The sequence below is a fragment of the Rhodococcus sp. ACS1 genome (genome assembly GCF_002300155.1).
Classification (GTDB): Bacteria; Actinomycetota; Actinomycetes; order Mycobacteriales; family Mycobacteriaceae; genus Rhodococcus_F; species Rhodococcus_F koreensis.
Map to the genome: position 1 here is coordinate 625,768 of NZ_NSDZ01000001.1, position 25,311 is coordinate 651,078.

The 25,311-nt window shown below is 69.8% G+C and carries 19 protein-coding genes; 8 read left to right on the top strand and 11 right to left on the bottom strand.

What is annotated here, in order from left to right:
• Window positions 1–11: 11 nt before the first annotated feature.
• The 3 genes from hemQ to hemE are packed head-to-tail and all read right to left on the bottom strand — an operon-like array spanning window position 12 to window position 3,137.
• Window positions 12–707 carry a hydrogen peroxide-dependent heme synthase gene (gene hemQ, locus CJ179_RS02955; RefSeq protein WP_072942290.1) on the bottom strand — a complete coding sequence of 232 codons (696 nt, stop codon included), beginning with the start codon at window positions 705–707 and terminating at the stop codon, window positions 12–14.
• A 4-nt stretch (window positions 708–711) separates the two neighbouring features.
• A complete protein-coding gene (locus CJ179_RS02960) occupies window positions 712–2,073 on the bottom strand; it encodes a protoporphyrinogen oxidase (RefSeq protein ID WP_072942291.1) in 1,362 nt (453 codons plus the stop codon).
• On the bottom strand, window positions 2,070–3,137 hold the full coding sequence (gene hemE, locus CJ179_RS02965) for a uroporphyrinogen decarboxylase (RefSeq protein WP_174705497.1): 1,068 nt from the start codon (window positions 3,135–3,137) through the stop codon (window positions 2,070–2,072). The genes CJ179_RS02960 and hemE overlap by 4 nt, the downstream gene beginning before the upstream one ends.
• Window positions 3,138–3,298: 161 nt before the next feature.
• Here hemE and CJ179_RS02970 point away from each other — a divergent pair, with 161 nt between their 5' ends.
• The gene (locus tag CJ179_RS02970; RefSeq protein WP_072942294.1) at window positions 3,299–3,892 is read left to right on the top strand and encodes a DUF3000 domain-containing protein; all 594 of its coding nucleotides are present in this window, start codon (window positions 3,299–3,301) and stop codon (window positions 3,890–3,892) included.
• On the opposite strand, the gene CJ179_RS02975 is transcribed toward CJ179_RS02970, so the two are convergent.
• The gene (locus CJ179_RS02975; RefSeq protein ID WP_072942296.1) at window positions 3,893–5,143 is read right to left on the bottom strand and encodes an alpha/beta hydrolase; all 1,251 of its coding nucleotides are present in this window, start codon (window positions 5,141–5,143) and stop codon (window positions 3,893–3,895) included. It abuts the gene before it with no gap.
• A 168-nt stretch (window positions 5,144–5,311) separates the two neighbouring features.
• Here CJ179_RS02975 and CJ179_RS02980 point away from each other — a divergent pair, with 168 nt between their 5' ends.
• From CJ179_RS02980 to CJ179_RS02995, 4 genes are all read left to right on the top strand, one after another.
• Window positions 5,312–6,706 (top strand): wax ester/triacylglycerol synthase family O-acyltransferase, encoded by a 1,395-nt coding sequence (locus CJ179_RS02980; RefSeq protein WP_095860667.1) that lies wholly within the window; start codon window positions 5,312–5,314, stop codon window positions 6,704–6,706.
• A 49-nt stretch (window positions 6,707–6,755) separates the two neighbouring features.
• The gene (locus CJ179_RS02985; RefSeq protein ID WP_072942299.1) at window positions 6,756–8,042 is read left to right on the top strand and encodes a ribonuclease D; all 1,287 of its coding nucleotides are present in this window, start codon (window positions 6,756–6,758) and stop codon (window positions 8,040–8,042) included.
• Between the two features lie 149 nt (window positions 8,043–8,191).
• Window positions 8,192–9,400 carry a thiolase family protein gene (locus tag CJ179_RS02990; RefSeq protein WP_072942301.1) on the top strand — a complete coding sequence of 403 codons (1,209 nt, stop codon included), beginning with the start codon at window positions 8,192–8,194 and terminating at the stop codon, window positions 9,398–9,400.
• Window positions 9,401–11,509, top strand: a complete 2,109-nt coding sequence (locus tag CJ179_RS02995; protein WP_072942303.1) for a 3-hydroxyacyl-CoA dehydrogenase NAD-binding domain-containing protein — start codon at window positions 9,401–9,403, stop codon at window positions 11,507–11,509.
• Between the two features lie 51 nt (window positions 11,510–11,560).
• Here CJ179_RS02995 and CJ179_RS03000 read toward each other — a convergent pair whose 3' ends face one another.
• The 6 genes from CJ179_RS03000 to CJ179_RS03025 are packed head-to-tail and all read right to left on the bottom strand — an operon-like array spanning window position 11,561 to window position 18,340.
• Window positions 11,561–14,260 (bottom strand): fumarate reductase/succinate dehydrogenase flavoprotein subunit, encoded by a 2,700-nt coding sequence (locus CJ179_RS03000; RefSeq protein WP_072942305.1) that lies wholly within the window; start codon window positions 14,258–14,260, stop codon window positions 11,561–11,563.
• Window positions 14,260–15,039, bottom strand: a complete 780-nt coding sequence (locus CJ179_RS03005; RefSeq protein ID WP_072942307.1) for an ABC transporter ATP-binding protein — start codon at window positions 15,037–15,039, stop codon at window positions 14,260–14,262. The genes CJ179_RS03000 and CJ179_RS03005 overlap by 1 nt, the downstream gene beginning before the upstream one ends.
• On the bottom strand, window positions 15,036–15,893 hold the full coding sequence (locus CJ179_RS03010) for an ABC transporter permease (protein WP_095860668.1): 858 nt from the start codon (window positions 15,891–15,893) through the stop codon (window positions 15,036–15,038). Before CJ179_RS03010 ends, CJ179_RS03005 begins: the two co-directional genes overlap by 4 nt.
• The gene (locus CJ179_RS03015) at window positions 15,890–17,320 is read right to left on the bottom strand and encodes an ABC transporter substrate-binding protein (protein ID WP_095860669.1); all 1,431 of its coding nucleotides are present in this window, start codon (window positions 17,318–17,320) and stop codon (window positions 15,890–15,892) included. The genes CJ179_RS03010 and CJ179_RS03015 overlap by 4 nt, the downstream gene beginning before the upstream one ends.
• A 16-nt stretch (window positions 17,321–17,336) precedes the next feature.
• Entirely contained in the window at window positions 17,337–17,564 is a 228-nt protein-coding gene (locus CJ179_RS03020) for a ferredoxin family protein (RefSeq protein WP_005240903.1), read from the bottom strand.
• On the bottom strand, window positions 17,561–18,340 hold the full coding sequence (locus tag CJ179_RS03025) for a GntR family transcriptional regulator (RefSeq protein ID WP_095860670.1): 780 nt from the start codon (window positions 18,338–18,340) through the stop codon (window positions 17,561–17,563). Before CJ179_RS03025 ends, CJ179_RS03020 begins: the two co-directional genes overlap by 4 nt.
• A 294-nt stretch (window positions 18,341–18,634) precedes the next feature.
• Between CJ179_RS03025 and CJ179_RS03030 the strand changes: the two genes are divergently transcribed.
• Both CJ179_RS03030 and CJ179_RS03035 read left to right on the top strand, forming a co-directional pair.
• Window positions 18,635–19,651 (top strand): iron-siderophore ABC transporter substrate-binding protein, encoded by a 1,017-nt coding sequence (locus CJ179_RS03030; RefSeq protein WP_072942315.1) that lies wholly within the window; start codon window positions 18,635–18,637, stop codon window positions 19,649–19,651.
• Window positions 19,652–19,747: 96 nt separating this feature from the next.
• Window positions 19,748–21,145, top strand: coding sequence for a sugar porter family MFS transporter (locus CJ179_RS03035; RefSeq protein ID WP_072942317.1), 1,398 nt, complete (start codon window positions 19,748–19,750; stop codon window positions 21,143–21,145).
• Window positions 21,146–21,217: 72 nt separating this feature from the next.
• Here CJ179_RS03035 and dxs read toward each other — a convergent pair whose 3' ends face one another.
• A complete protein-coding gene (gene dxs / locus CJ179_RS03040) occupies window positions 21,218–23,167 on the bottom strand; it encodes a 1-deoxy-D-xylulose-5-phosphate synthase (RefSeq protein ID WP_072942458.1) in 1,950 nt (649 codons plus the stop codon).
• Window positions 23,168–23,418: 251 nt separating this feature from the next.
• On the opposite strand from dxs, the gene glsA reads away from it, so the two are divergent.
• Window positions 23,419–25,239: a glutaminase A gene (glsA, locus tag CJ179_RS03045; protein ID WP_072942319.1), complete on the top strand. Its 1,821-nt coding sequence runs from the start codon at window positions 23,419–23,421 to the stop codon at window positions 25,237–25,239.
• Window positions 25,240–25,311: the final 72 nt, after the last annotated feature.

Here is a 25,311-nt window from a genome sequence, read left to right on the forward strand (position 1 = left end):
CGTGCGTCAGATCACGGCAGAGCCGCGACGAGCTTCTCCACATCCACCCGCGGGCCGGTGAAGAACGGCACCTCCTCGCGGACGTGCAGCCGGGCCTCGGTGGCGCGCAGGTCGCGCATGAGGTCCACGATGCGGTACAGCTCGGGCGCCTCGAACGCGAGAATCCACTCGTAGTCGCCGAGCGCGAACGCCGGCACGGTGTTGGCGCGCACGTCCTTGTAGGTGCGGGCCGCCATGCCGTGGTCGGCGAGCATCTTCCGGCGCTCGTCGTCGGGCAGCAGGTACCACTCGTAGGAGCGGACGAACGGGTACACGCAGATGTAGTTGCCCGGATCCTCGCCTGCCAGGAACGCCGGGATGTGGCTCTTGTTGAATTCGGCCGGACGGTGGCACGCGACGTTGCTCCACACGGGCTTGCTCACGCGGCCCAGGGCGGTGGTGCGGCGGAAGTCGGCGTACGTCGCCTGCAGGGCCTCGATACTCGCCGAGTGCGTCCAGATCATGAAGTCGGCGTCGGCGCGCAGTCCCGCCACGTCGTAGAGCCCGCGCACCACGACACCCTTCTCGGCCTGAGCTTCGAAGAAGATCCGTGCCTCCTTGATCACAGCTTCCCGGTCGTCCCCGAGTACACCGGGTTCCACCTGGAACACCGAGAACATGAGGTAGCGGATTTCAGAATTCAATGCGTCGAAGTCGAGGCGTGCCATGGGTCTATCGTGCCACTCGCCCGGAGAGCCGTGCAGCCGCCGTCGTCGCAGCGGCCACGCACGCGGGTACACCCACCCCCCGCAGGAGCGCCCCGGACACCTCGACACCGTCCAGACCTGCGATTTCCTGCTCGATCACCGCCACCCGCTCGAGGTGGCCGGGACCGTACTGCGGCAGTCCGCCGTGCCAGCGCTGGACGTGCGCGGCGACGGGCTCCGCGGACACCCCGGTGACGGTCGCGAGGTCGCGCCGGGCCGCGGCGATCAGCTCGTCGTCGGGTGCGTCGACGACGGCGGCGTCGCCGAACCGTCCGAACGATGCCCGCACGAGGGTGACCTCCCGCTCGGCGAGGTGCGGCCACTTGCGGCTCGACAGCGTGAACGCCTTCGCGCCGAGCGACGTGTCGGTGGCGACCAGGATCCCGGAGTTCTGCGGGATGTCGGTGCCGGCAGGCAGGGCCAGCGCGACGACGGCCGAGGAGGCCAGCGGGATGTCGGCGGCGGCCGCCGACGCGCGGGGGGCGACGCCGGCGAGCAGTTCGGCGAGCTGCGGAGCGGGCACGGCGAGCACGACACCGTCCACCCGGCCCACCGGGTCCGCCGACCAGCCGTCGCCGTCGCGGTCGAGCGCTTCTATTCGCTCGTGCACGATCTCTGCGCCCGCGGCGTCCGTCAGGGCGCGCAGCAGGACGCCGTAGCCGTCGCGCAGCGCCCCGAACACCGGTCCTGCAGCGCGAGGGGGAAGTGCCTCCGCCACGGCCGCGGACAGGCTCGTGGCACCGCGGTCGAGGGCGGCCGCGAGGGTGGGGAGGGCGGCGCGGACACCGATGGTGTCCGCCAGCCCCGAATAGACCCCTCCGAGAAGCGGATCCACCGACCGCCGGACCACCTGCGCACCGAACCGGTCGCCGACCAGCGCACCGACGGAGACGTCGTCACCCGGCGTCCAGTCGAGGGGCACCGTCCGCTCCCCCGCCACCCGCGCGAGGGTCCGTTCGTCGACGAGGCCCCGGAGGCTGTTCTCGTCCGCGGGGATCCCCATGAGGGTGTCGGCGGGCAGCGGGTGCAGAGCGTTCTCGGACCAGATGAGCGGACGCAGCCCCGCCGGATACACGAGCTGGTCGGCGAGACCGAGTTCGCCGAGCAGGGCAGGCAGTTCCGGGCGCCGCGCGATGAAGGCTTCCGCCCCGACGTCGACGGGTTCCCCGGCCAGATCCACCGTGCGCAGCTTGCCCCCGAGCCGCTGCGCGCCGTCGGCGACGACGATCCGGGCACCGGCGCCGAGCCGTTGCCGCAGGCGGTACGCGGCAACGAGCCCGGAGATGCCGCCGCCGACGACGAGTACGTTCGGCGACGACCCGGTCACAGGGAATGCACCAACTCGACCAGCGCGGTCAGCGCGCCCGGGTCGGTATCGGGCAGGACGCCGTGCCCGAGGTTGAAGATGTGTCCCGTCGCGCCTGCGGCGAGGGCGGCGTCGGCCTCCGCGGTGATGCGGCGGACCTGCTTCTCGACGGCCGCCGGTCCCGCGAACAGCACCGCGGGGTCGAGGTTGCCCTGCAGCGCCTTGCCCGGGCCGACCCGGCGCGCCGCGACGTCCAGGGGGATGCGCCAGTCGACGCCGACCACGTCGGCGCCCGCCTCGCCCATCGCGCCGAGCAGTTCACCGGTTCCGACACCGAAGTGGATCCGCGGCACCTTCGCGCTCGCCACCTCGGCGAACACCCGCTCGGAGTGCGGCAGCACGAATTCGCGGTACTCGGCCAGCGACAGCGCACCCGCCCACGAGTCGAACAGCTGGATCGCGTCGACGCCGGCGCGCAGCTGGGTCTGCAGGAACGTGATGGTGGTGTCGGCGAGCGTGCCGAGCAGCGCGTGCCACGTCTTCGGGTCGGAGTGCATCAGCGCCTTCGTGCGCTCGTGATTGCGGCTCGGTCCGCCCTCGACCAGGTACGACGCGAGGGTGAACGGGGCGCCGGCGAAGCCGATCAGCGGCGTCGACCCGAGTTCCGCGGTGAGCAGCTGCACGGCCTGCGCGACGGCACCGACCTCCTCGGGCACGAGCCGGGGCAGGGCTGCGACGTCCGCGATCGACCGGACCGGATTCGCGACGACGGGACCGGTGCCGGCCACGATGTCGAGATCGATGCCGGCCGCCTTCAGCGGCACCACGATGTCGGAGAACAGGATCGCGGCGTCGACCCCGTGCCTGCGCACGGGCTGCATGGTGATCTCGCAGACCAGTGCCGGATCGAAGCACGACTCGAGCATGCCGATCCCCGACCGGATCTCGCGGTACTCGGGAAGCGAGCGGCCCGCCTGCCGCATGAACCACACCGGGCGTCGGCCGGGAGCGCGGCCTCCCGCGGCCGCCAGGAGGGGTGCGTCGGGGAGCACCCGCCTCGCGGCGTACGTCGCCCGTTCGCTCATGCCTGCATTGGTGCTTTCCAACCCGCTCATCGGTCCTCGCGCTCTCTGCCTGCTCGAATTTCGGCAGCTCTCATGCTGCCATGCCGCGGCTCCGCCGCCGATCGGCCCTGCTCGGCGCGCCTCCGACGAGATGCGTGGGTCCGGGTCTAACGTCCCGGGCTGTGACGACTTCGGGATCGCCCGCCGAACCGGCCGAGTTCCGCGCCGCCGTCGAAGCGATGAATTCCGCGCAGGTCCGCGCGGACATCGAGCTGGGTCCCATCCGGCCCCCGCAACGACTCGCGCCGTTCAGCTACGCCGTCGGCGCCGAGGTCGTGCACGAGGACACCGGGGTCGTCGCCGAGCAGAGCGAGGGTGACGCGTTCGGCAGATTGATCCTCCTGTTCGACCCCGAGGGCGACGAGGCCTGGAACGGCACGATGCGGCTGGTCGCCTACATTCAGGCCGACCTGGACGCCGCCGTGGCGTCCGACCCCCTGCTTCCCGAGGTGGCGTGGAGCTGGCTCGTCGACGCGCTGGAGTCGCGCCACGAACCCCTCAACGCGCTCGGCGGGACCGTGACCGCGACGACGTCGGTGCGGTACGGCGACATCGCCGGTCCCCCGCATGCGCATCAGCTGGAGCTGCGCGCGTCGTGGACGGCGACGTCGGTCGAACTGGCCGCGCACGTCGAGGCGTTCTGCGAGGTGCTGGCGTACGCGGCCGGTCTGCCGCCCGCCGGGGTGGCGCAGCTGAAGACGCTCGGCGGCAAGTAGTCATGCCGATTCCGTGCCCGCCGCGGGGACGTCGGTGGTGGCGCTGCGCGACCATTCCAGGAACCGCCCGACCGCCTGCGTGACCGAGATGCTGCGGATCGAGGGGAACACGTCGAACGCGTGCTGCGCGCCCTTCAGTTCCGCGTAGACGACGGGGTTGCCGGACACCTGCCGGAGTTCGTCGACGAAGATCCGCGCCTCGGCGACGGGAATGAGCGAATCACTCGTCCCGTGGATCACGAAGAACGGCGGTGCGTCCGCCCGGAGGTGCGCGAGCGGCGACGCGGCCCGGTAGTCGTCGGGGAACGCGGCGTTCTTGCCGAGCACCATCGGCATCAGTCCGGAGTGCACGCGCTGGAGGACGGCCTTGATTCCGGTGTCGCCGGCGAAGTCGTAGACGCCGTAGTAGGGCACACACGCCTGGACCGACGTGTCGACGTCCTCGAATCCGGGCTGCAGCCGGCTGTCGTTCGCGGTGAGGCCGACCATGGCGGCGAGGTGGCCGCCCGCGGAACCGCCGGTGACGGCGATGAAGTCGGGGTTGCCGCCGTACTCCTCGACGTGCTCCCGGAGCCAGGCCAGGGCCTGCTTGATCGCGATCAGGTGTTCCGGCCATTTCGCCTTCGGCGACAGCGGGTAGTTGACGGCCGCGCACACCCACCCCCGCGAGGCCATCTCGAGCATCAGCGGCAGACCCTGCTGGTCCTTGTTCCCGATCACCCAGCCTCCGCCGTGGATCTGGAGGAGGACCGGGCTCTTCGACGGCAGGTCCTGCCGGTGGTAGATGTCGAGGCGGGCCCGGCGCCCGCCCGGCCCGTACGCGAGGTTGCGGACCCGGGTGACGGCCTTGTTCCGCATCCAGAACGGGTTGAGGAGTTGCCGCCACACGGGTCGCCCGGGATGGTCGATGGCGTGGTCGCGGTCGGTGTAGTTCTCGCCGAGCGTCTCGACGAGCGCGGATTCGGCTTCGGCTCCGGCGCCCCGGCCGGTCGCGATGACGGCGGCGAGCCCGGCGGCGGAGGCGGCGGCCAGTGCGAGACCGACACGGTCGCTGCGGGTCCGCGTTCCGTGACGGGCCGCGTGCTGGGCGGCGTCGGCGGCGGTCACGGCGAGGAGGTGGGGTGCGAGTTCGGTGGTCAGCCACCCCGAGAAGAACGCGACCACCGAGGTGGGCGCACCGGGCAGGGGACGCAGGGCGTTGGCGGCGAGTGCGGCGCCGACGGCCTGCCGGAGAACGAAGCCTCGGGTCATACCTCCCACCGTAGAACATGTTCTAATCGGGCGGTTGCGCGCCCCACACCCCTGCGCGGGCGGATCGAGAACGGCACCGAGCGCCGCCTCGTCGGCCCACCGTCGCGCGGACCTCGCGGTTCCGCGATTCGTTGGACCAGATTCTAGAACGTGTTCTAGTATCGGTTCATGCAGCGACTCAGCGGTCTCGACGCGTCCTTCCTCTATCTCGAAACGTCGACGCAACTCCTCCACGTCTGCGGAGTCATCGTTCTCGACGTCTCGACGATTCCCGGCGGCTACACGTTCGCCGGACTCAAGGCCGAACTCGGCGCCCGCACCGAGGCGATTCCCGCGTTCCGGCGCAAGCTGCAGGACTCCAGGTTCAACCTCGACCACCCGGTGTGGGTCGAGGACACCGACTTCGACATCGACCGGCACTGCCACCGCGTCGCCCTTCCCGCCCCCGGCGGCCGCGACGAGCTGGCCGAACTGTGCGGCAACATCGCGGGCATCCCCCTCGACCGCGCCCGGCCGCTGTGGGAGATGTGGGTGATCGAGGGCCTCGAGGACGGTTCCGTCGCCGTGATGTCGAAGATGCACCACGCCGGCGTCGACGGGATCACCGGCGCCAACATGATGGCCCAGCTGTGCGGCCTCGAACCGGACGCCCCGCGGCCCGACCGCGACGACTCCGCCGAGAGCGCGGGGCAGGCGAGCACGCTCGACATCGCCGTGGGCGGGCTGCTCGCCGTCGCGTCCCGGCCCGCGAAACTGCTGCGGATCGTCCCGCAGAGCCTGACGCTGCTGCCCCGCTGGATCGGCCGGGCCCGGCGCGGCGAGGCGATGCCTGCGCCGTTCACCGCACCGCGCACGTCCCTCAACGGCACGCTGACCAGCCACCGCAATCTCGCGTTCACCCAGCTCGACCTCGACAAGGTCAAGACGGTCAAGAACGCGTTCGACGTCAAGGTCAACGACGTCGTTCTCGCCCTGTGCTCGGGCGCACTGCGGAAGTACCTGCACAGCCGCAGGGAACTGCCCGACAAGTCGCTGGTCGCGATCGTCCCGGTGTCGGTCCACGGAAAATCGGACCGGCCCGGCACCAACCAGGTGTCCGGGATGTTCACCCAACTCGGCACGCAGATCGAGGATCCCGCCGAACGCCTGCTGGCGATCGGCGAGCACAACTCGACGTCCAAGGAACATAACGAGACGCTCGGCCCGAGCCTGCTGCAGGACTGGTCGCAGTTCGCCGGCCAGGCCGTGTTCGGCACGGCGATGCGCCTCTATTCGACCCTCGGCCTGGCGGAACGGCATCCGGTGGTCCACAACCTGGTGATCTCGAATGTGCCGGGGCCTGCGGTCCCGCTGTACTTCCTGGGCGCCCTGATCCGGGCGATGTATCCGCTGGGCCCAATCTTCCACGGCGCGGGGCTCAACGTGACGGTGATGTCGCTGAACGGTCAACTCGACGTCGGCCTGATGAGCTGCCCCGAACTCGCGCCCCACCTCTGGGACCTCGTCGACGCGTTTCCGGCGGCCTTGGACGAGCTCGTCGAAGCAGCGGGGAACCGGCCGTGAACCCGCCGGTGCGCTGCGGGAATCCCGAAGCGACGTAGAGTCAGCTGTCATGTCCGAAGTCACCGACGACGCCTCGTCACCCGTCCCCGCCGAAGAACCCGGCAGGCAGGTAGTACCCCTGCTCGCACCCCGGGACGGCGTACCCGACGTGGTGACCACCGCGGAGGGTGTCGCGAAGGCCGCGGCCGCGCTGAGCGAGGGCACCGGGCCGCTGGCGGTCGACGCCGAGCGGGCGTCCGGCTTCCGCTATTCGGCGCGGGCGTATCTCGTGCAGCTGCGCCGGGAGGGCGCGGGGACGGTGCTCCTCGACCCGATCCCCACCGCCGCCGATCTCGCCCCGCTGGCGGACGTGATCAACCCGCTGGAGTGGATCCTGCACTCCGCCGACCAGGATCTGCCGGGGCTGGCGGAGATCGGCCTGGCGCCGGCGACGCTGTTCGACACCGAACTCGCGGGGCGCCTCGCCGGGTTCGAACGGGTCGGCCTCGCCGCCATCGTCGAGCGGACGCTGGGCCTCGAACTCCGGAAGGGGCACGGCGCCGCCGACTGGTCGAAGCGGCCGCTGCCCGACACCTGGCTGAACTACGCGGCCCTCGACGTCGAGGTCCTGGTCGAGTTGCGGAACGTGATGGCCGCGGAACTCGACGAGCAGGGCAAGAGCGAGTGGGCGGCACAGGAATTCGAGCACATCCGGCTCGCGGGACCACCGAAGCCCAAGGCCGACCGCTGGCGGCGGACGTCGCACATCACGTCGCTGAAGACGCAGCGGCAACTCGCCGCCGCACGGTCGCTGTGGCAGGCCCGGGAGGACCTGGCCCGCAAACGCGACGTCTCCCCCAGCCGGGTGCTTCCGGATTCGGCGATCATCGACGCCGCGACCAAGGACCCCCACAGCATCGAGGCGCTGCGGGCGCTGCCCGTGTTCGGCGGTCCCCGACAGCGGCGGCATTCCAGGATCTGGCTGCAGGCGCTCGAGGATGCCGGGGCGCTGCCGGACTCCGAACTTCCACCGAAGACCCCGCCGTTCACGGGCCCCCCGCCCGCGAGCCGGTGGGCGCGGCACGACCCCGACGCCGCGGAACGGCTGACGGCGGCCCGCGCCGCGCTGGCCGCTCTCGGGGCGGAGGTGTCGGTGCCGGTGGAGAACCTGGTGACCCCGGAACTCGTCCGGAGGCTGTGCTGGGACTGGGCGGCTCCCGAGGACGGCGCCGAGGCGGCGATCGACGGGGTGCTCGACGCCGGCGGGGCGCGACCCTGGCAGCGGATGCTGACCGTGCCCCGGCTGGCGACCGCGCTGCGCGCCGCGGCCGAGCAGAAGGGCTCCGGCGACGACTGATCGCGAGCATCGACACGCGGGGTGAGCGCGTGAATTCCCGATGAGGTACCCATTAAGTTACCCGCGAGTAACGGTAGGGGTACGCTGGTCTGGAGGCCGGACGCCTGGCCGTGATCCGGAACCAAACTGCTCCATCAGGAGGAATTCGCGTGGCTCCATCCACCACAACTCAACGCAACGTCGTCTTCGTCGACGGCATCCGCACTCCGTTCGGCAAGGCCGGCCCCAAGGGCATGTACGCGGAGACCCGCGCGGACGACCTCGTCGTCAAGACCATCCGTGAGCTGCTTCGCCGCAATCCGCAACTCGACCCCGCGCGCATCGACGAGGTCGCCATCGCCGCGACCACGCAGACCGGCGACCAGGGCCTCACCATCGGCCGCACGTCCGCGATCCTGGCCGGGCTCCCCGAGACGGTCCCCGGTTTCGCCATCGACCGCATGTGCGCCGGCGCCATGACGTCCGTCACCACCACCGCCTCGGGCATCGGCTTCGGCCAGTACGACGTGGTGATCGCCGGCGGCGTCGAGCACATGGGCCACCACCCGATGGGTGAGGGCGCCGACCCGAACCCCCGGTTCCTGGCCGACCGCCTCGTCGACCCCAGCGCACTCGTCATGGGCAACACGGCCGAGAACCTCCACGACCGGTTCCCGAGCATCACCAAGGACCGCACCGACGCGTACGCCGTCGCCAGCCAGAACAAGTACGAGGCCGCCCGCAAGGCCGGCTTCATCGCCGACACCCTCGTGCCCGTCGCCACCCGCTCCGCCGCGGGCTGGGGGCTGGCCACCGAGGACGAGCCGCCGCGTCCGGGCACCACCCTCGAGGACCTCGCGAAGCTGAAGACGCCGTTCCGTCCCGCGGGCCGTATCACCGCGGGCAACGCGGCCGGCCTGAACGACGGCGCCACCGCCGCTCTCCTCGCCGGTGAGGACACCGCGCTCGAACTCGGGCTGCCGATCGGCATGCGCATGGTCGGATTCGCGTTCCAGGGCGTCGACCCCGCGGTGATGGGCATCGGACCGGTGCCCGCCACCGAGAAACTGCTGGGCCGCACCGGTCTGAAGATCGAGGACATCGGCCTGTTCGAGATCAACGAGGCGTTCGCCGTCCAGGTTCTCGCGTTCCTCGAGCACTACGGCATCGCCGACGACGATCCGCGAGTCAACCAGTGGGGCGGCGCCATCGCGTGCGGCCACCCCCTCGCGTCCTCCGGCGTCCGCCTGATGACCCAACTGTCCCGCCAGTTCGCCCAGCGCCCCGACGTCCGCTACGGCCTGACCACGATGTGCATCGGTCTGGGCATGGGCGGAACCGTGATCTGGGAGAACCCGAACTTCGATGGAGCCAAGTAGATGACCGACATTGCAACGGCATTCGCCGACGAGGTCGTGACCAACGCGTACACCAAGATCGTCGCGGTACCGGGCATCGAGGGCCCGGTCGCGCTGATCACCCTCGACAACGGTTTCGACCACACCAAGCCGTCGTCGTTCGGGCCGGGTGGCCTGGCGGCCCTCGACGCGGCCCTGGACGAGGCGTTCGCCGCCCACCCCGTCGCGATCGCGATCACCGGCAAACCCTTCATCTTCGCCGCCGGCGCGGATCTCAAGGGTGTTCCGAGCATCACGAACCGGGACCAGGCGCTCGAACTGGGCCGACTCGGGCACAAGGTGTTCCGCAGGCTGCGCGAATCGTCCGTGCCGACATTCGCGTTCGTCAACGGCGTCGCGCTCGGCGGCGGCCTCGAGGTCGCGCTGCACAGCCACTACCGCACCGCCTCCGAGAACGCCGGCGCGCTGGGTCTGCCCGAGACATTCCTCGGGCTGGTGCCGGGCTGGGGCGGAACGCAGTTGCTGCCCAACCTCATCGGTCCCTCGAACGCGGTCACCGTCGTCCTCGAGAACGCGCTGAACCAGAACCGGACGCTCACCCCGAAGAAGGCCCTCGAACTCGGCGTCGTCGACGCGGTGTTCGGTTCGGCCGACTTCCTCGAGCAGTCGTTCGCCTGGGCGGCGCAGGTCCTGGCCGGCGAGATCACCCCCGCGCGTCCCGAGATCGACCGGGGCAAGGGCTGGGACGACGCGATCGCCCGCGCGAAGGCAATCGTCGAGGGCAAGACCAAGAACAACGCACCCGGACCGGTCAAGGCCGTCGAACTCCTCGAGCTGGCTCGGACCACCGATCTCACCGACCCGGCGTCGCTCGACAAGGGCTTCGCCGCCGAGGACGAGGCGCTCGCCGACCTGCTGCTCGCCGACGAACTCCGCGCTGGGCTGTACGCGTTCGACCTGGTGAACAAGCGGGCCAAGCGGCCCGCGGGCGCACCGGACAAGTCGCTCGCGCGCAAGGTCACCGGTGTCGGCATCGTCGGGGCCGGTCTGATGGCCAGCCAGCTCGCGATGCTGTTCGTCCGCCAGCTGAAGGTGCCGGTCGTCCTCACCGACATCGACCAGGAGCGCATCGACAAGGGTGTCGGCTACGTCCACGGCGAGATCGACAAGCTGCAGGGCAAGGGCCGGCTGTCCCCGGACGCCGCCAACCGGCTGAAGGCACTCGTGTCCGGGTCGCTCGACAAGGCGGCGTTCGCGAACACCGACTTCGTGATCGAGGCGGTGTTCGAGAACCTCGACCTGAAGAAGAAGATCTTCGCGGAACTCGAGGAGCACATCGCCCCCGAGACGATCCTCGCCACCAACACGTCCTCGCTGCCGATCACCGAGATGGCCGCGGACCTGAAGCACCCCGAGCGGGTGGTGGGCTTCCACTTCTTCAACCCGGTCGCCGTGCTGCCGCTGCTCGAGGTCATCAAGGGCCAGAAGACCGACGACGCCACCCTGGCAACGGCATTCGCCACCGCCAGGGCGCTGAAGAAGTCGGCCGTCGGCTCCGCCGACCTGCCCGGGTTCGTCTTCAACCGGCTCCTGATCCGCACCCTCGGTGAGGTCATGAACGCGGTCGACGAGGGAACCCCGTTCGAGGTGGCCGACAACGCCATCGCCGAACTCGGGATGCCGATGACCCCGTTCACGTTGCTGGCGCTCGTCGGTCCGGCGGTCGCATTGCACACCGGAGAGACCCTCGCCGCGGCGTACCCGGAGCGGTTCCACAACTCCCCCGGGCTCGAGGCGCTCGTCGAGGCGAAGAAGCCGGCGGTGTGGAGTTACGGCGCCGACGGCACGCAGGTCGTCGACCCCGAGGTCGCGGCGCTGTGGAAGCAGGGCGACACGGCGTCCACGTCCGCGGAGGTCCTCGATCGCACGCGGCGCGCGTTCGCCGAGGAGATCCAGATCATGCTCGACGAGGGCGTCGTCGCGGCGGCCGAGGACATCGATCTCTGCCTGATCCTCGGCGGCGGGTTCGGCTTCTGGAACGGCGGCATCACGCCGTACCTGGACCGCACCGGCACGTCCGAGGCCGTCAACGGCAAGCGGTTCCTGGCGCCGGGCGTCGCGAGCGTCTGACCCCCACGTGAGTGGCGATGTGTGCCCCGGCACACATCGCCACTCACGTGCTCAGGGGACGGGGACGTGGTCTGCGGCGACGAGGGCCTGGCGGGCGTAGGCCCGCACGTCGGCGTCCGTGTCCTCGAGTGCGGCGGTGAGGGCATCGACTGCGCCGCGGTCGCCGGTCCACCGGCCGAGTGCGAGGACCGCGGCCTTGCGCACGTCGAGGTGCGCGTCCGTCAGGGCGTCCGCCAGCACGGGCACCGCGACATCGGGTTCCGCACCGGCGAGTGCCCGGGCGGCGCCCTGCCGGATCTGCCAGGCCGACTCCCGCAGCGCCGCTGTCGCGAGCGCGACGTCGTCACCGCGGCAGCCGAGGCTCGCGAACGCCGTCAGCGCGGCGGCGCGCACCAGCGGATCCCGGTCTCCGGCCAGCGTGCGCACCGTCTCGGCACCGCCGAGCCCGACGGTGGCCAGGCCGTGTGCGACGGTGATCCGCACTTCGCGGTTCTCGTCGTGTGCCCCCTCGGCCACCGACTCCCACCGGTCCAGCGACACCAGTGCCCGCACCGCCTCGATCCGGACGTGGTGATCGGCGTCGGACAGCGCGGTCAGGAACTGCTCCGCCGCACCGGCGTGCAGGGCGCGCAGGACGTCGACCACGGCGGCCCGGACCACGGCGTCGGACGACCCCAGGTGCTCGGCCAGTCCGCCGGCCGACGGCAGCACCTCGACGAGTTCGCGCAGTCCGTCGGCGGCGGCGCGGCGCACCGTCACCGCGCCGTCGCCGAGCGCGTCGACGAGGGCGGCGCCGAATCCGTCGGGTGTCCCTTCGGTCAGCACGGACAGTGCCGTGACGCGGACCTGCGGATCGGCGTCCTGCAGGTACGGTGCGAGTTCGGCGACGCTCGGGGCGTCGAGTCCGAGGACCGCGACGATGGCCGGTGAGGACGGCTCCTGCCGGGTCGGCGCCGCGATGCGGGAGCGTTCCTCCACCGGCGCGCGGCCCCCGACCAGCGGCGGCTGAGCGACGGGGACGACGGTGCGGTCCACCGGCGGAAGGGAATCGAGTCCGGGCACCGGCACGAAGTACGGTTCGACGGGGCGCTTGAAGAACTCCATGTCGCCGTTCTCGCCGCGCCGCAGATTCAGGTGGTAACCCCATTCGTCGTCCCGCTGGTCCGGGAGGTCCGCGCGTTCGTGGTACAGCCCCCACCGGCTCTCGGTCCTGGTGAGGGAACTGCGGGACGCCATTTCCGCGCAGTCGCGGATGAACGTGACCTCCGCGCAGCGCATCAGCTCGTGCGGGGTGGTCGCGCCCATCCCGGCGATCTCTCCCGCCATCCGTTCGAACGTCTCGACGGCGATCGACAACTTCGTCGCCGTCTTCGGCGGTGCCACATAGTCGTTGACGAAGCGGCGCAGCTTGTACTCGACCTGCGGCTGGGGCGGGCCGTCCGGGTTGCGCAGCGGCCGATAGATCAGCTCGTGCGCGGCGGCCAGTTGTTCCGCGGGCAGCGCGTCCGGCGCGTCGACGTCGGGCAGGGTGCCGGTGGCGTGGGATCCGGCGAGGTCGCCGTAGACGAACGCGCCGATCATGTAGTTGTGGGGGACGCAGGCCAGGTCGCCGGCGGCGTACAACCCCGGGACGGTGGTCGCGCCGTGCTCGTCCACCCACACGCCGGACGCGGAATGCCCACTGCACAGGCCGATCTCGGAGATGTGCATCTCGATGTCGTGGCTGCGGTAGTCGTGACCGCGGTTCGCGTGGAACGTGCCGCGGGTGGGGCGTTCGGTGGTGTGCAGGATCGACTCGAGCGTGTCGAGGGTTTCCTCCGGCAGGTGGCTGACTTTGAGATAGATGGGGCCGCGGGCGGATTCGATCTCGCTCTTGACCTCGCTCATCATCTGCCCGGACCAGTAGTCGGAGTCGACGAACCGCTCCCCCTCGGCGTTGACCTGGTAGCCGCCGAACGGGTTCGCGACGTACGCGCAGGCCGGGCCGTTGTAGTCCTTGATCAGGGGGTTGATCTGGAAGCATTCGATGCCGCTGAGTTCGGCGCCCGCGTGGTAGGCCATCGAGTAGCCGTCGCCGGCGTTCGTGGGGTTCTCGTAGGTGCCGTAGAGGTACCCCGACGCCGGTAGCCCCAGCCGGCCGCACGGGCCGGTCGCGAGGATGACCGCCTTCGCGCCGACAGCGACGAACTCGCCGGTGCGGGTGTTCAGCGCCGCGGCGCCGACGGCGCGGCCGTTCTCCGTCAGGACCCGGACCGGCATCAGCCGGTTCTCGATGCGGATCTTCTCGCGCATCTTCCGCTGCCGCAGCACCCGGTACAGCGCCTTCTTCACGTCCTTGCCCTCGGGCATCGGCAGCACGTACGAACCGGAGCGGTGCACCCGGCGGACCGCGTATTCGCCGTACTCGTCCTTCTCGAACTTGACGCCGTACTTCTCGAGGCGCTGCACCATCGCGAAACCGCGGGTCGCCGTCTGGTATACGGTGCGCTGGTTGACGATTCCGTCGTTGGCGCGCGTGATCTCGGCGACGTAGTCCTCGGGTTCGGCCTTGCCGGGGATGACGGCGTTGTTGACACCGTCCATTCCCATGGCGAGCGCACCGGAATGGCGCACGTGCGCCTTCTCGAGCAGCAGCACGTTCGCGCCGTTCTCGGCGGCGGTCAGCGCCGCCATCGTGCCTGCCGTGCCGCCGCCGATGACGAGGACGTCGCAGTCGAGGCGGACGGTGTCGGCGAGGTCGGGGATGTCCATCAGGTCTCCGGAGTGTGGTTCAGCGCGCCGAGAACGTCGGCGCGGGCGGCACGGGTGCCGGGATGGTCGAGGTGGTCGCGGTCGCGGGGGTGCGGGATGTCGACGAGCGCCCGCAGCGGCTCACCTGCCCGGCCCAGCACCGCCACCCGGTCGCCGAGCAGCACCGCCTCGTCCACGTCGTGGGTCACGAACACCACCGTCGTCGGGTGCGTGCTCCACGTGTCGACGAGCAGTCGCTGCATGACGCCGCGGGTCTGGGTGTCGAGGGCGCCGAACGGTTCGTCCATCATCACGGCCCGCGGCGCCCCGGCGAGGCCGCGCGCCAACTGGACCCGCTGGCGCATGCCGCCGGACAGGTTCTTCGGCAGGAAGTCGCCGAACCCGGTCAGACCCACCTCGGCGATCCAGCGGTCGGCGGTCTCACGGCGCCCCTTGCGGGGTTCGCCGCGCAGCGCGAGGGCCAGTTCGATGTTCGAGCGCACGGTGCGCCACGGGAGGAGCGCGTTGTCCTGGAAGACGACCGCCCGGTCCCGGGAGGTCGACTCCACCGCGGCGCCGTCGGCGACGACCCGCCCCGAATCGGGCGGCAGCAGCCCCGCCAATGCGCGGAGCACGGTGGACTTGCCGCACCCCGAAGGTCCGGTGAGCACCAGGATCTCGCCGGGCACCACGGTCAGCGACAGCGAACGGATGACGGGTTTCCCGGTGTAGGACAGGGTGACGTCATCGAGGACCAGCGACATGCCCGCGGCCACGGACGTTCCGGCGGTGGCGGTCATGCGCGCTCCCCTCGTGGCAGCCAGCGGGTGACCCGCCTGCCGAGCAGTTCGACCGCCCCGGACGTGAGAAATCCGAGGATGCCGATCGTGATCATGCCGACGAAGACGCCGGGGTAGTCGACGATCGTGTACGCCTGCCAGGTGCGGTACCCGACACCGAGCCTGCCGGAGATCATTTCGGCGGAGATCACACAGATCCAGGCGACCCCGATCCCGACGGACAGTCCACCGAACACGCCGGGCAGGATCCCGGGCAGCACGACCCTGGCCAGCACGTCCCAGCGTCCGCCGCCGAGGGTGCGCACCGAGTCCTCCCACAGCGTGGGCAGTGCCCGGACGGCGTGCCGGGTGCTCACCATGATCGGGAAGAATGCGGCGACGAACGTGATGAACACGATGCCCGCCTCGTCGCTGGGGAACAGCAGGATCGCGACGGGTACGACCGCGATGGCGGGGATCGGCCGGGCGAGTTCGGTCAGCGGGCCGAGGACGTCGGCGAACAGTTCCGATCTGCCGAGGGCGATTCCGGTGGCCACCCCGATAACCGTGGCGAGTCCGAATCCGCTGAGAATGCGGATCAGCGACTGTCCGAGGTCGAGGTAGAACAGATCGGTCTGCAGCTGGGTGCCGAACGCGGACACCACGTCGGTGACGGTGGGGAGCGTGTCGAACCGCAGCCACAACCGGACGTCGTAAGCGGTGAGCAGCTGCCACGCGAGGATCGCAGCCAGCACCGAGGCGACCCGCACGAGCCGGGACCGCCACGGCGACGATCGTCGGCGGGTCTCCGGATCATGTTCTTCCACAACGCCTTCGGCGTCGGACAGGACTTCCGGTTGTTCCAGTGTGGTCACGGCCGGACCTCCTCGACGGCGCGGTCGTAGGTGACCACGGCCCCCGACGGGTGCGCCCTCAGGTAGCGGTCGGCCGCGGCGCCGGTGGTGAACGGCAGGAAGGTGTCGCCGTCGCGCACCCACACGGCCTTGTCCGCGAACCATCGGGTGCCCAGTTCGGCGTCGGGAACGTAGCCGGCGCGCACGGTGCGGCCCTCGGCGCGGGCCTGCTTCACCGCCCGGAGCAGGCAGGTCGGGTTCGCGGCCGGCTGGGTCTCGCCGGTGCCGTCGAACCACACCTCCCCGGCCAATGCCGGGTCGCTCGCGGGCGCGGCGCACACGGGGTCGGTACCGGTGACGGCGGCGGGGTTGGCGGTGGACGCGAGCGTGGTGTCGTAGTCCTGCCCGTCCGCCGCGAATGCCGACCGCAGCGGTGCGTCGTTCACGAAACCGTCGACGTCGAGGTCGGCGAAGTCGCCGATCGACTTCAGATACGGCACATCGTTCTTCAGTGCACCGATCAGACCGGGCTTGAGCGTGGTGTCGAACGAGGTGCCGCCCGGGCCGTTGTACAGGTACACGACCTCCTGCGGCAGCCCGCTGGCGTCGGCGACGATCCGCGATGCCTCGAGGGGTTCAGTCTGCACGAACCGGGTGGCGTCGAGTTGTGCCCGGAGGAACGCGTCGAGTACCTCGGGGTGCTCGTCCGCGTACGCCTCCCGGGCCACCACACCGTGCAGGGTCGGGGTGTGCAGTTCGGCGCCGTCGTACAGCAGCTTCGCCTTGTCCTGGAAGACGAGAAGTCCCGGCCACGCGACGAACTGCGACAACGCGGCCACCTGACCGGATTCCAGTGCCGAGGATCCGACCTGCGGCTGCTGGTTCAGGACCTCGACGCCGGTGGCCGGGTCGATCCCGGCGCGGTCGAGTGCCTGGACGAGGGTGCCGTGGCCCGCGGAGCCGACGCTCGCGGACACCTTCTGTCCGGCCAGGTCGCCGAGCGTGGTCGCCGGTGAGTTCGGCGGCACCACCACCATGTTCAGCGCGCCCTCGGGGTTGTATCCGGTCACCGAGACGATCTCCGTCTTCGAGCGCGGGTTCGCCTGGGTGCGGGAGCCGTTGATCAGCATCGGGTAGTCGCCCATCGATCCGATGTCGATCTTCTCTGCCACCATCTGGGCGGTGATCGGCGCACCGGTGTCGTAGTCCTGCCATTCGACGGAGTACTTCGTCCCGGTCCGTTCCGTGACGTCCTGCAGACGCTGTTCGAGGTAGCCCTGCGCCCGCAGCAGGGTTCCGGCGGTGACGGTGTTGATCGTCTTGGACTGGTACCCGATCACCACGGTGACCGCGTCGCCGTTTCCGGCCGACGGTTCGAGGGAGCAACTCGTCGCCACGAGTGTCAGTGCCGCGGCGGCGATCGCGAAGGTGGGGAAACGTCGCTTCATCTGTGTGGTCTTTCGCTCAGCGGAGGAGGTACGGCATGTTCACGGTGACCGCGCCGGTCGGGCAGCGCGCCGCGCAGGGGCCGCAGTACCAGCATTCGTCGACGTGCATGAACGCCTTGCCGTTCTCCGGGTTGATGGCGAGGGAATCGAGTGGGCAGATCTCGACGCACAGGGTGCAGCCCTCGATGCACAGCGACTCGTCGATGGTGACGGGTACGTCGGCGCGTTGGTTGACCAAGGTCATGAGGTGAGCTCCCATTTCGTGATGTCGGGTCTGCGGACGAGGTTGCTGCGCATGGTGATCCGGTCACCGCGCATGCGGATGTATTCGAGGTCGACCGGCCGTCCGTCGACGAGCCGGGTGAGGCGCTCGAGCAGCAGGAGCGCCGCGCCCTCGGGGGTCTGGAGGTTCGCGGCGGAGTGCGCGTCGGCATTGACGGATTCGATCGCCAGATCGGCGGAACCCAGAGGCTGACCGCAGACCTCCTCGATCAGCGCGAACACGTCGTTGGTTTCGAGGTCGCGGCCGAGGATCTCGGCGCCGATGTCGGGGACGAGGTAGGTGAGGTCCAGGCTGAGCGGGAGGTCTCCGAGGTAGCGCACCCGCTCGATGTACACGGCGGGTTCGCCCGGCTCCAGCTGCAGCCGGCGGGCGACGGCGGGCGGCGGGCTGATCTCCACGGCGGCGCGGACGTCGTTGCGGACCTCGCCGTGCCCCTTCAGCGTCTCCTTCAGCCCCAGCAGGGCGTCGAGGCCGTGGTCGTACTTGCGCTGCGCCACGTGGGTTCCCACGCGGGGGGCGCGGTCGATGAGCCCCTCCTGCTTCAGCAGCGCCAGTCCGTCGCGCACCGCGTTGCGCGACACGCCGAACTCGGCGGCCAACTCCGATTCCGACGGCAATCCGCGCTCGGCGAAGGACTCCGCGTGGATCTGCTGCCGCAGCAGGTCGGCGAATCTGCGCGCATGGTCCGCACGGGAACTGCGTGACGCCGTCGGGAGGGGAGTCGGATTCACCACCATGGTTCCTTCGTCGATTGTGCGTGTGAGCTGGACGAAGACACACGCTAACGCCAGTCCGCGGGACCCGGAGTCGCGGCGAACACGCCCCCCGGACGCCTCGGTGAATCGGCCGGGTCCGCGCCGGCGGCGACTCTTGTCACCAGCGCGAACACGGCAGTGCCCGGGTAATGCGCCAGGCGGCGGCGGGCCCGGGAATTCCAATCACGGTGATTCGAAGTGGCGGCGTCCACCGAACGAGCGCACAACTCTAGGTTAGGCTTACCTTCCATATTTTGTCCCGAAGGAGTCGTTGCCGTGTTCGCACCCACCGCCAGGCGTCAGCTCGCCGTCGCACTCGCCGTGGCCAGTTCGTCCCTCTTCCTCGCCGCCTGCTCGTCCGGCGACGGCGGCGGCAGCACCGAGGCGTCCGGTGAGGGATTCCCGGTCACCATCGCGAACACGTTCGGATCGACCACGCTCGACGCGGCACCCGAACGCATCGTCACCCTCGGATGGAACGCCCAGGACGTCGTCTACGCCCTCGGCCAGACACCGGTCGGCATGCCGAAATACACGTACGGCGCCGAGGCGAACGGCGTGATGCCCTGGCTGCAGGACCGTTTCGACCCGTCCGCGACCACGCTGCTCGACGCGGCCACGTCCACCCCCATCGAGGGCGTCGCCGCGCTGGCGCCCGATGTGGTCCTCGCACCGTACGAGGGATTCGACGAGGCGACGTACGAGAAACTGTCGGGAATCGCCCCCACCGTGGCGTACCCGGACAAGGCGTGGCAGACCACGTGGCAGGACCAGACCGCACTGGTCGGTCAGGCACTCGGCAAGAGTGCCGAGGCCGAGCAGCTGGTCGCCGGTCTCGACGACACCCTCGCCCAGACCGCCGCCGCGCATCCCGAGTTCGCAGGCAAGACGATCTCGGTCGTCAACTTCGACACCGACGCCGCGACCGTCAACGTCTACATGCCCTCCGATCCCCGCGTCCAGGTGCTGACCGAGCTCGGCTTCACCGTGTCGCCCGGCGTGCAGAAGCTGGCCGCGGCGAACGATCCTGACAAGTTCTTTGCCGACATCTCCGTGGAGAACATCTCCGACGTGGACGCCGACGTCGTGGTCGCGTTCGTCCCGGAGAACACCACCGTCGCCGCGAACCCGGCCTACGCGAATCTCGGTGCCATCGGGCGCGGAACCGCGGTCGCGCTGTCGGACACGAAGATCATCTCGGGGCTCAGCCAGACCAGCGTTCTCGCGACACCGTGGGTTCTGGACAAGCTGACACCTCAGCTGAGCGAGGCCGCGAAGAAAGCGGGTGCCTGAACTCCCGCCTGACAGGCGGTGTCGGGCGTAGCGTAATCCGAGACACAAATTTCCGCTGTGCCCGCATCAGGAACGCTCGCCGAAAGCAGGTATGCGATGACGCAGATGTCCGAAAGACACACCGCGAAGGTCATCGGCGTCACCGTCGCCGCCGCGGTGGGTGGATTTCTCTTCGGTTTCGACAGCTCGGTCATCAACGGCGCCGTCGACTCCATCCAGGGCCACTTCGAGCTGGGGTCGTTCTTCACGGGCTTCGCCGTGGCGATCGCGCTGCTCGGATGTGCTGTGGGCGCGTGGTTTGCGGGCCGCCTCGCCGACCGCTGGGGCCGCAAGAAAGTGATGCTGCTCGGCTCGGTGCTGTTCGTCGTCTCCTCGCTCGGGTCCGGTCTCGCGTTCAGCGTCCCCGACCTGATGCTGTGGCGCGTCCTCGGCGGTCTCGGCATCGGTATCGCGTCGGTCATTGCGCCCACGTACATCTCGGAGATCGCGCCGGCCCGCTACCGCGGCGCGTTGGCGTCGCTGCAACAGTTGGCCATCACTCTCGGCATCTTCGCCGCGCTGCTGTCGGACGCGGTGCTGCAGAACGCCGCGGGCGGCGCGTCGGAAGAGCTGTGGCTCAACCTCGAGGCCTGGCGCTGGATGTTCATCGTCGGTGTGGTCCCCGCGGTCGTGTACGGCATTCTCGCCCTGCTCATTCCCGAGTCGCCGCGGTACCTCGTGGGCAAGCACCTCGACCAGGAAGCGGCCGACATCCTCGCGAACATCACCGGCGAAGTCGACCCGCAGGAGCGCGTCTCCGAGATCCGGCTGACCCTGCGCCACGAATCGACGGCGTCGTTCGACGACATTCGCGGCCCGAAGTTCGGGCTGCAGCCGATCGTCTGGGTCGGCATCTTCATGGCCATCTTCCAGCAGTTCGTGGGCATCAACGCGATCTTCTACTACTCCACCACGCTCTGGAAGTCGGTGGGCTTCACCGAGAACGAGTCGTTCACCACGTCGGTGATCACCGCGATCATCAACGTCGGTATGACATTCGTCGCCATCCTCTTCGTCGACCGGATCGGCCGGAAGATCCTCCTCGAGGTCGGCTCGCTGGGGATGTTCGCGAGCCTGCTCATGGCCGCAATCGCCTTCTCCCAGGCCACGGGCAGTGGCGACGACGTCACACTCCCCAGCCCGTGGGGGGCGGTCGCGCTGATCGGCGCCAACCTGTTCGTGATCTTCTTCGCCGCCACCTGGGGCCCGGTCATGTGGGTGATGCTGGGCGAGATGTTCCCCAACAACATGCGCGCCTACGCACTCGGCATCAGCACGGCGGCGAACTGGATCGCGAACTTTACGGTCACACTGGCGTTCCCGCCGCTCACCCGGTCGGTGGGGCTGTGGTTCCTGTACGGACTGTTCGCGTTCTTCGCGCTGCTGTCCTACTTCTTCGTCCGGTCGAAGGTCCGGGAGACGAAAGGGATGGAGCTCGAGGAGATGCACACCTGACCCCGGTACCGAGAAATCCGGCCGAATCACAGTGTGATTCGGCCGGATTTCTCGTGTGGGACGGGGTCGGTCCTACTGGCCGCTGTTCTCCGCGCGCTGCGCATCGAGGCCGGCGACGACACCGTTCTGCTGCCCGGGGCGCACGTTACCGAGGCCGGCGAACCACCCGGTGATCTGCCGGGCGACGTCCTGCGCGGTGAGTCCCAACTCGGTGTGGATCTGCGCGCGGGACGCGTGGTCGAGGAACCGTTGCGGAACACCGAGATCGCGGCAGGGCACATCGACCCCGGCCGACCGCAGCGCGGCGGACACGGTGGACCCGACACCGCCGTGCAGGCCGCTGTCCTCGACGGTGACCACCATCGTGTAGTCCTCGGCGAGCTTCAGCAGCGACTCCGGGACCGGCAGCACCCACCGCGGGTCGACGACGGTCGCCGAGATGCCCTGTTGTTCCAGACGTTCCGCCGCGGCGAGCGCGAGACCGGCGAACGCGCCGACCGACACGATGAGCACGTCGTTGCGACCGGAGGGGGCGCGCAGGATGTCGACGACGCCGTCGAGCCGGCTCACGGCGGGCACGTCGTCACCGACCGTGCCCTTCGGGAAGCGCAGTGCGGTCGGCCCGTCGTCGACGGCCAGCGCCTCGCTCAGTTCCTCCCGCAGGGTGGCCGTGTCGCGGGGAGCCGCGACCCGCATCCCGGGCACGATGCCCAGCAGCGACATGTCCCACATGCCGTTGTGGCTGGCGCCGTCGCTGCCGGTGATGCCCGCGCGGTCGAGGACGAGGGTGACGGGCAGCTTCAGCAGGGCCACGTCCATCAGCAACTGGTCGAAGGCACGGTTGAGGAACGTCGAATAGACGGCGACCACCGGGTGCAGGCCGCCGAGCGCCAGGCCAGCGGCCGACGTGACGGCGTGCTGCTCGGCGATCCCGACGTCGAACATGCGGTCGGGGTACTTCTCGCCGAACGCGGCGAGACCGGTCGGGCCCGCCATGGCGGCGGTGATCGCCACGATGTCCTGACGGTGGCCAGCCTGGTCGATCAGCTCGGCCGAGAACACCGACGTCCAGTCGGCGGACGCCGATCCGGCCGATTTACCGGTGACCGGATCGATCACGCCGGTCGAGTGCATCTGATCGGCCACATGGTTCTCGGCGGGCGCGTAACCCATGCCCTTGCGGGTGACGGCGTGCACGATGACCGGACCGCCGAACGCCTTCGCGCGGCGCAGCGCGGATTCGAGCGCGGCCTCGTCGTGGCCGTCGACCGGTCCGAGGTACTTGATGCCCAGGTCCGTGAACATCACCTGCGGGGCGACGGCGTCCTTGAGTCCCGCCTTCATCCCGTGCAGCACCGAGTAGGCAGTGCGTCCCACCCACGGAAGTTTCTTCACCATCCGCCGGCCGCTGTCGAGGATCCGCTCGTAGCCCGGCTGGAGCCGGAGGGCGGCGAGGTGGTCGGCGAGACCACCGATGGTCGGGGCGTACGAGCGGCCGTTGTCGTTGACGACGATGACCACCGAGCGATCCTTGCCCGCGGCGATGTTGTTCAACGCCTCCCAGCACATGCCACCGGTGAGGGCGCCGTCACCGACGACGGCGACGACGTGCCGGGCCTGGCCGGTCAGTTCGAAGGCCTTCGCGAGGCCGTCGGCGTACGACAGCGCCGCCGACGCGTGGGACGACTCGACCCAGTCGTGATCGCTCTCCGCCCGGCACGGGTACCCCGACAGGCCGCCCTGCTTGCGGAGCGAGTCGAAATCGTCCTTGCGGCCGGTGAGGATCTTGTGGACGTACGCCTGGTGGCCCGTGTCGAAGATGATCGGGTCGGCCGGCGACTCGAAGATGCGGTGCAGCGCGAGGGTCAGCTCCACGACGCCCAGGTTGGGGCCGAGGTGCCCGCCGGTCGCCGCGACCTTCTGCACGAGGAACTCACGAATCTCCGCGGCGAGCTGCTTCATCTCCGCCGGATTCAGCTGACGAAGATCGTCAGGCGTCTGGATACGGGCAAGAACACCCAACGAGATCGCTCCCTCCGTGATGCACGCTGCCTTGCGTGCCTCTGCCACGTGGCTTCGTGTCACGTCACAGTGGAACCAGTCTACGGAGCCGCGGAAGGGCGGAACACACGGTACCGGTCGCGGCGGCGGCGTGGTGCGGCTTCGTCCTCGGGCATTCCGGCCACAGCCGTGACCGGCTTCACACAATTGTGTCGCCGGGCGGACCCGGCGGAACAGCCGATTTCGTCGTGAGCAGCCTCTAGGGTCTTCTCATGAGCACCGTCGTGGACGCGCTGATCGGAAAAGTCTTCACCGAGACCCGGGAGAACCGCGGCGGACAGCTCGCCGACTACATTCCCGAGCTCGCCGCGGTCGCCCCCGACTCGTTCGGCATCTGCGTCGCGACCGTGGACGGCTATGTGTACGAGGTCGGCGACACCCGTCTGCCGTTCACGATCCAGTCCATCTCGAAACCGTTCACGTACGCCCTGGCGCTCGCCGATCGCGGGTCCGCCGCCGTCGCCGAGAAGATCGACGTCGAACCGTCCGGGGAACCGTTCAACGAGATCAGCCTCGACCCACGGACGGAACGGCCCCGCAATCCCATGATCAATGCCGGGGCGATCACTGCGACGTCGCTGGTGGCCGGACCGGACCTGGACACGCGATTCGAGCGGATCCGGTCCACGTACTCCCGGTACGCAGGGCGGGACCTGACGTTCAACCGGGCGGTCTACGAGTCCGAGTCGCGGAGCGGGCACCGCAACCGGGCGATCGGCCACATGCTGCGCTCGTTCGACATCATCACCGGCGACCCCGACGAGGCGGTCGATCTCTACTTCCGTCAGTGCTCCCTCGACGTGACGTGCCGCGACCTGAGCCTGATGGCGGCGACGATGGCGAACAACGGCGTCAATCCCGTCACCGGGGAGACCGTCCTCGAGCCGGCCCTGGTCGAGCGGGTCCTGAGTGTGATGTCGACGTGCGGCATGTACGACGCCGCGGGCAAATGGGTCTACGAGGTCGGGCTGCCCGCCAAGAGCGGCGTCGGGGGCGGCGTGCTCGCCGTCCTGCCCGGGCAGATCGGGATCGCGATCTACTCGCCGCGCCTCGACTCCCACGGCAACAGCGTCCGCGGAGTCGAGTCGTGCCGCGCCCTGTCGAACGAGTTGGAACTGCACTTCCTGCACGTCACCCGCGCCGCCCGTTCCGCGGTCCGCGCCCGGTACTCCGTGTCGGACGCCCCGTCCCGGATGCGGCGGTCCCCCGCCGAGCGCGCCGCCCTCGACGACGTCGGCAAGCGCAGCCGGATCTACGAACTGCACGGGGATCTGCTGTTCGCCGGCGCGGAGAGCGCCGTCCGCGAGATCGGCGGCGTCGAGGAGAACCTCGAAGCGGTGGTGATCGACGTCCGGCGCGTCGACGACGTCAGCGGGGTCGCACGCCGGATGTTCGAGACCCTGCGGGCCGACCTCGGACAGAGCGGGTGCGCGCTGGCGTTCGTCGACCCAGCCGGTCTGCTCGGCAACACCCGCTCCGACCTGTCGGGACGGGCGGGCCGGGTGTTCGCCGACCTGGATGCCGCCGTGCAGTGGTGTGAGGACATCCTCCTCGACCGGCACTGCAGCACGGCACGTCAGCCGTCGTCCGTCACGATCGCCGAGCACCCCATGCTGTCCACCCTCAGCGCGAAGCAACTCGAACGGTTCACCCGCGATCTGGTCACCCAGTCGTATGCGCGCGGCGACCTCGTCATCCACCGGGGCGACCGGGCCGCCGGGCTGTTCCTCATCCTGTCCGGCAGCGTCAGTTCCACGGTCACCGACCAGTCGGGTGCGGTGCACCGGATCATGACGTTGTCGGCCGGCATGAGCTTCGGGGAGATGACGATGATGATCGACTCCCGGTTCCTCAACGACGTCCGCGCCGACACCGAGGTGACGGTCGCGGTGCTGACCACCGAGCGTTACACCGAAATGGCTTCGGAGGAACCGAAACTGAAGCTGGCGCTGCTCGAACGTCTCGCGTCGGGCGCGTACGAGCAACTCGACGTGATGCTGCGGGCGCTGCTGCGCCAGGGCGGCGGACTCTGACCGGCTCACGGGAAAACCCGTTGCCCGAACCGGAAAAATCGGACAGGCTTGGGGCTCGGAACCGACGACGCT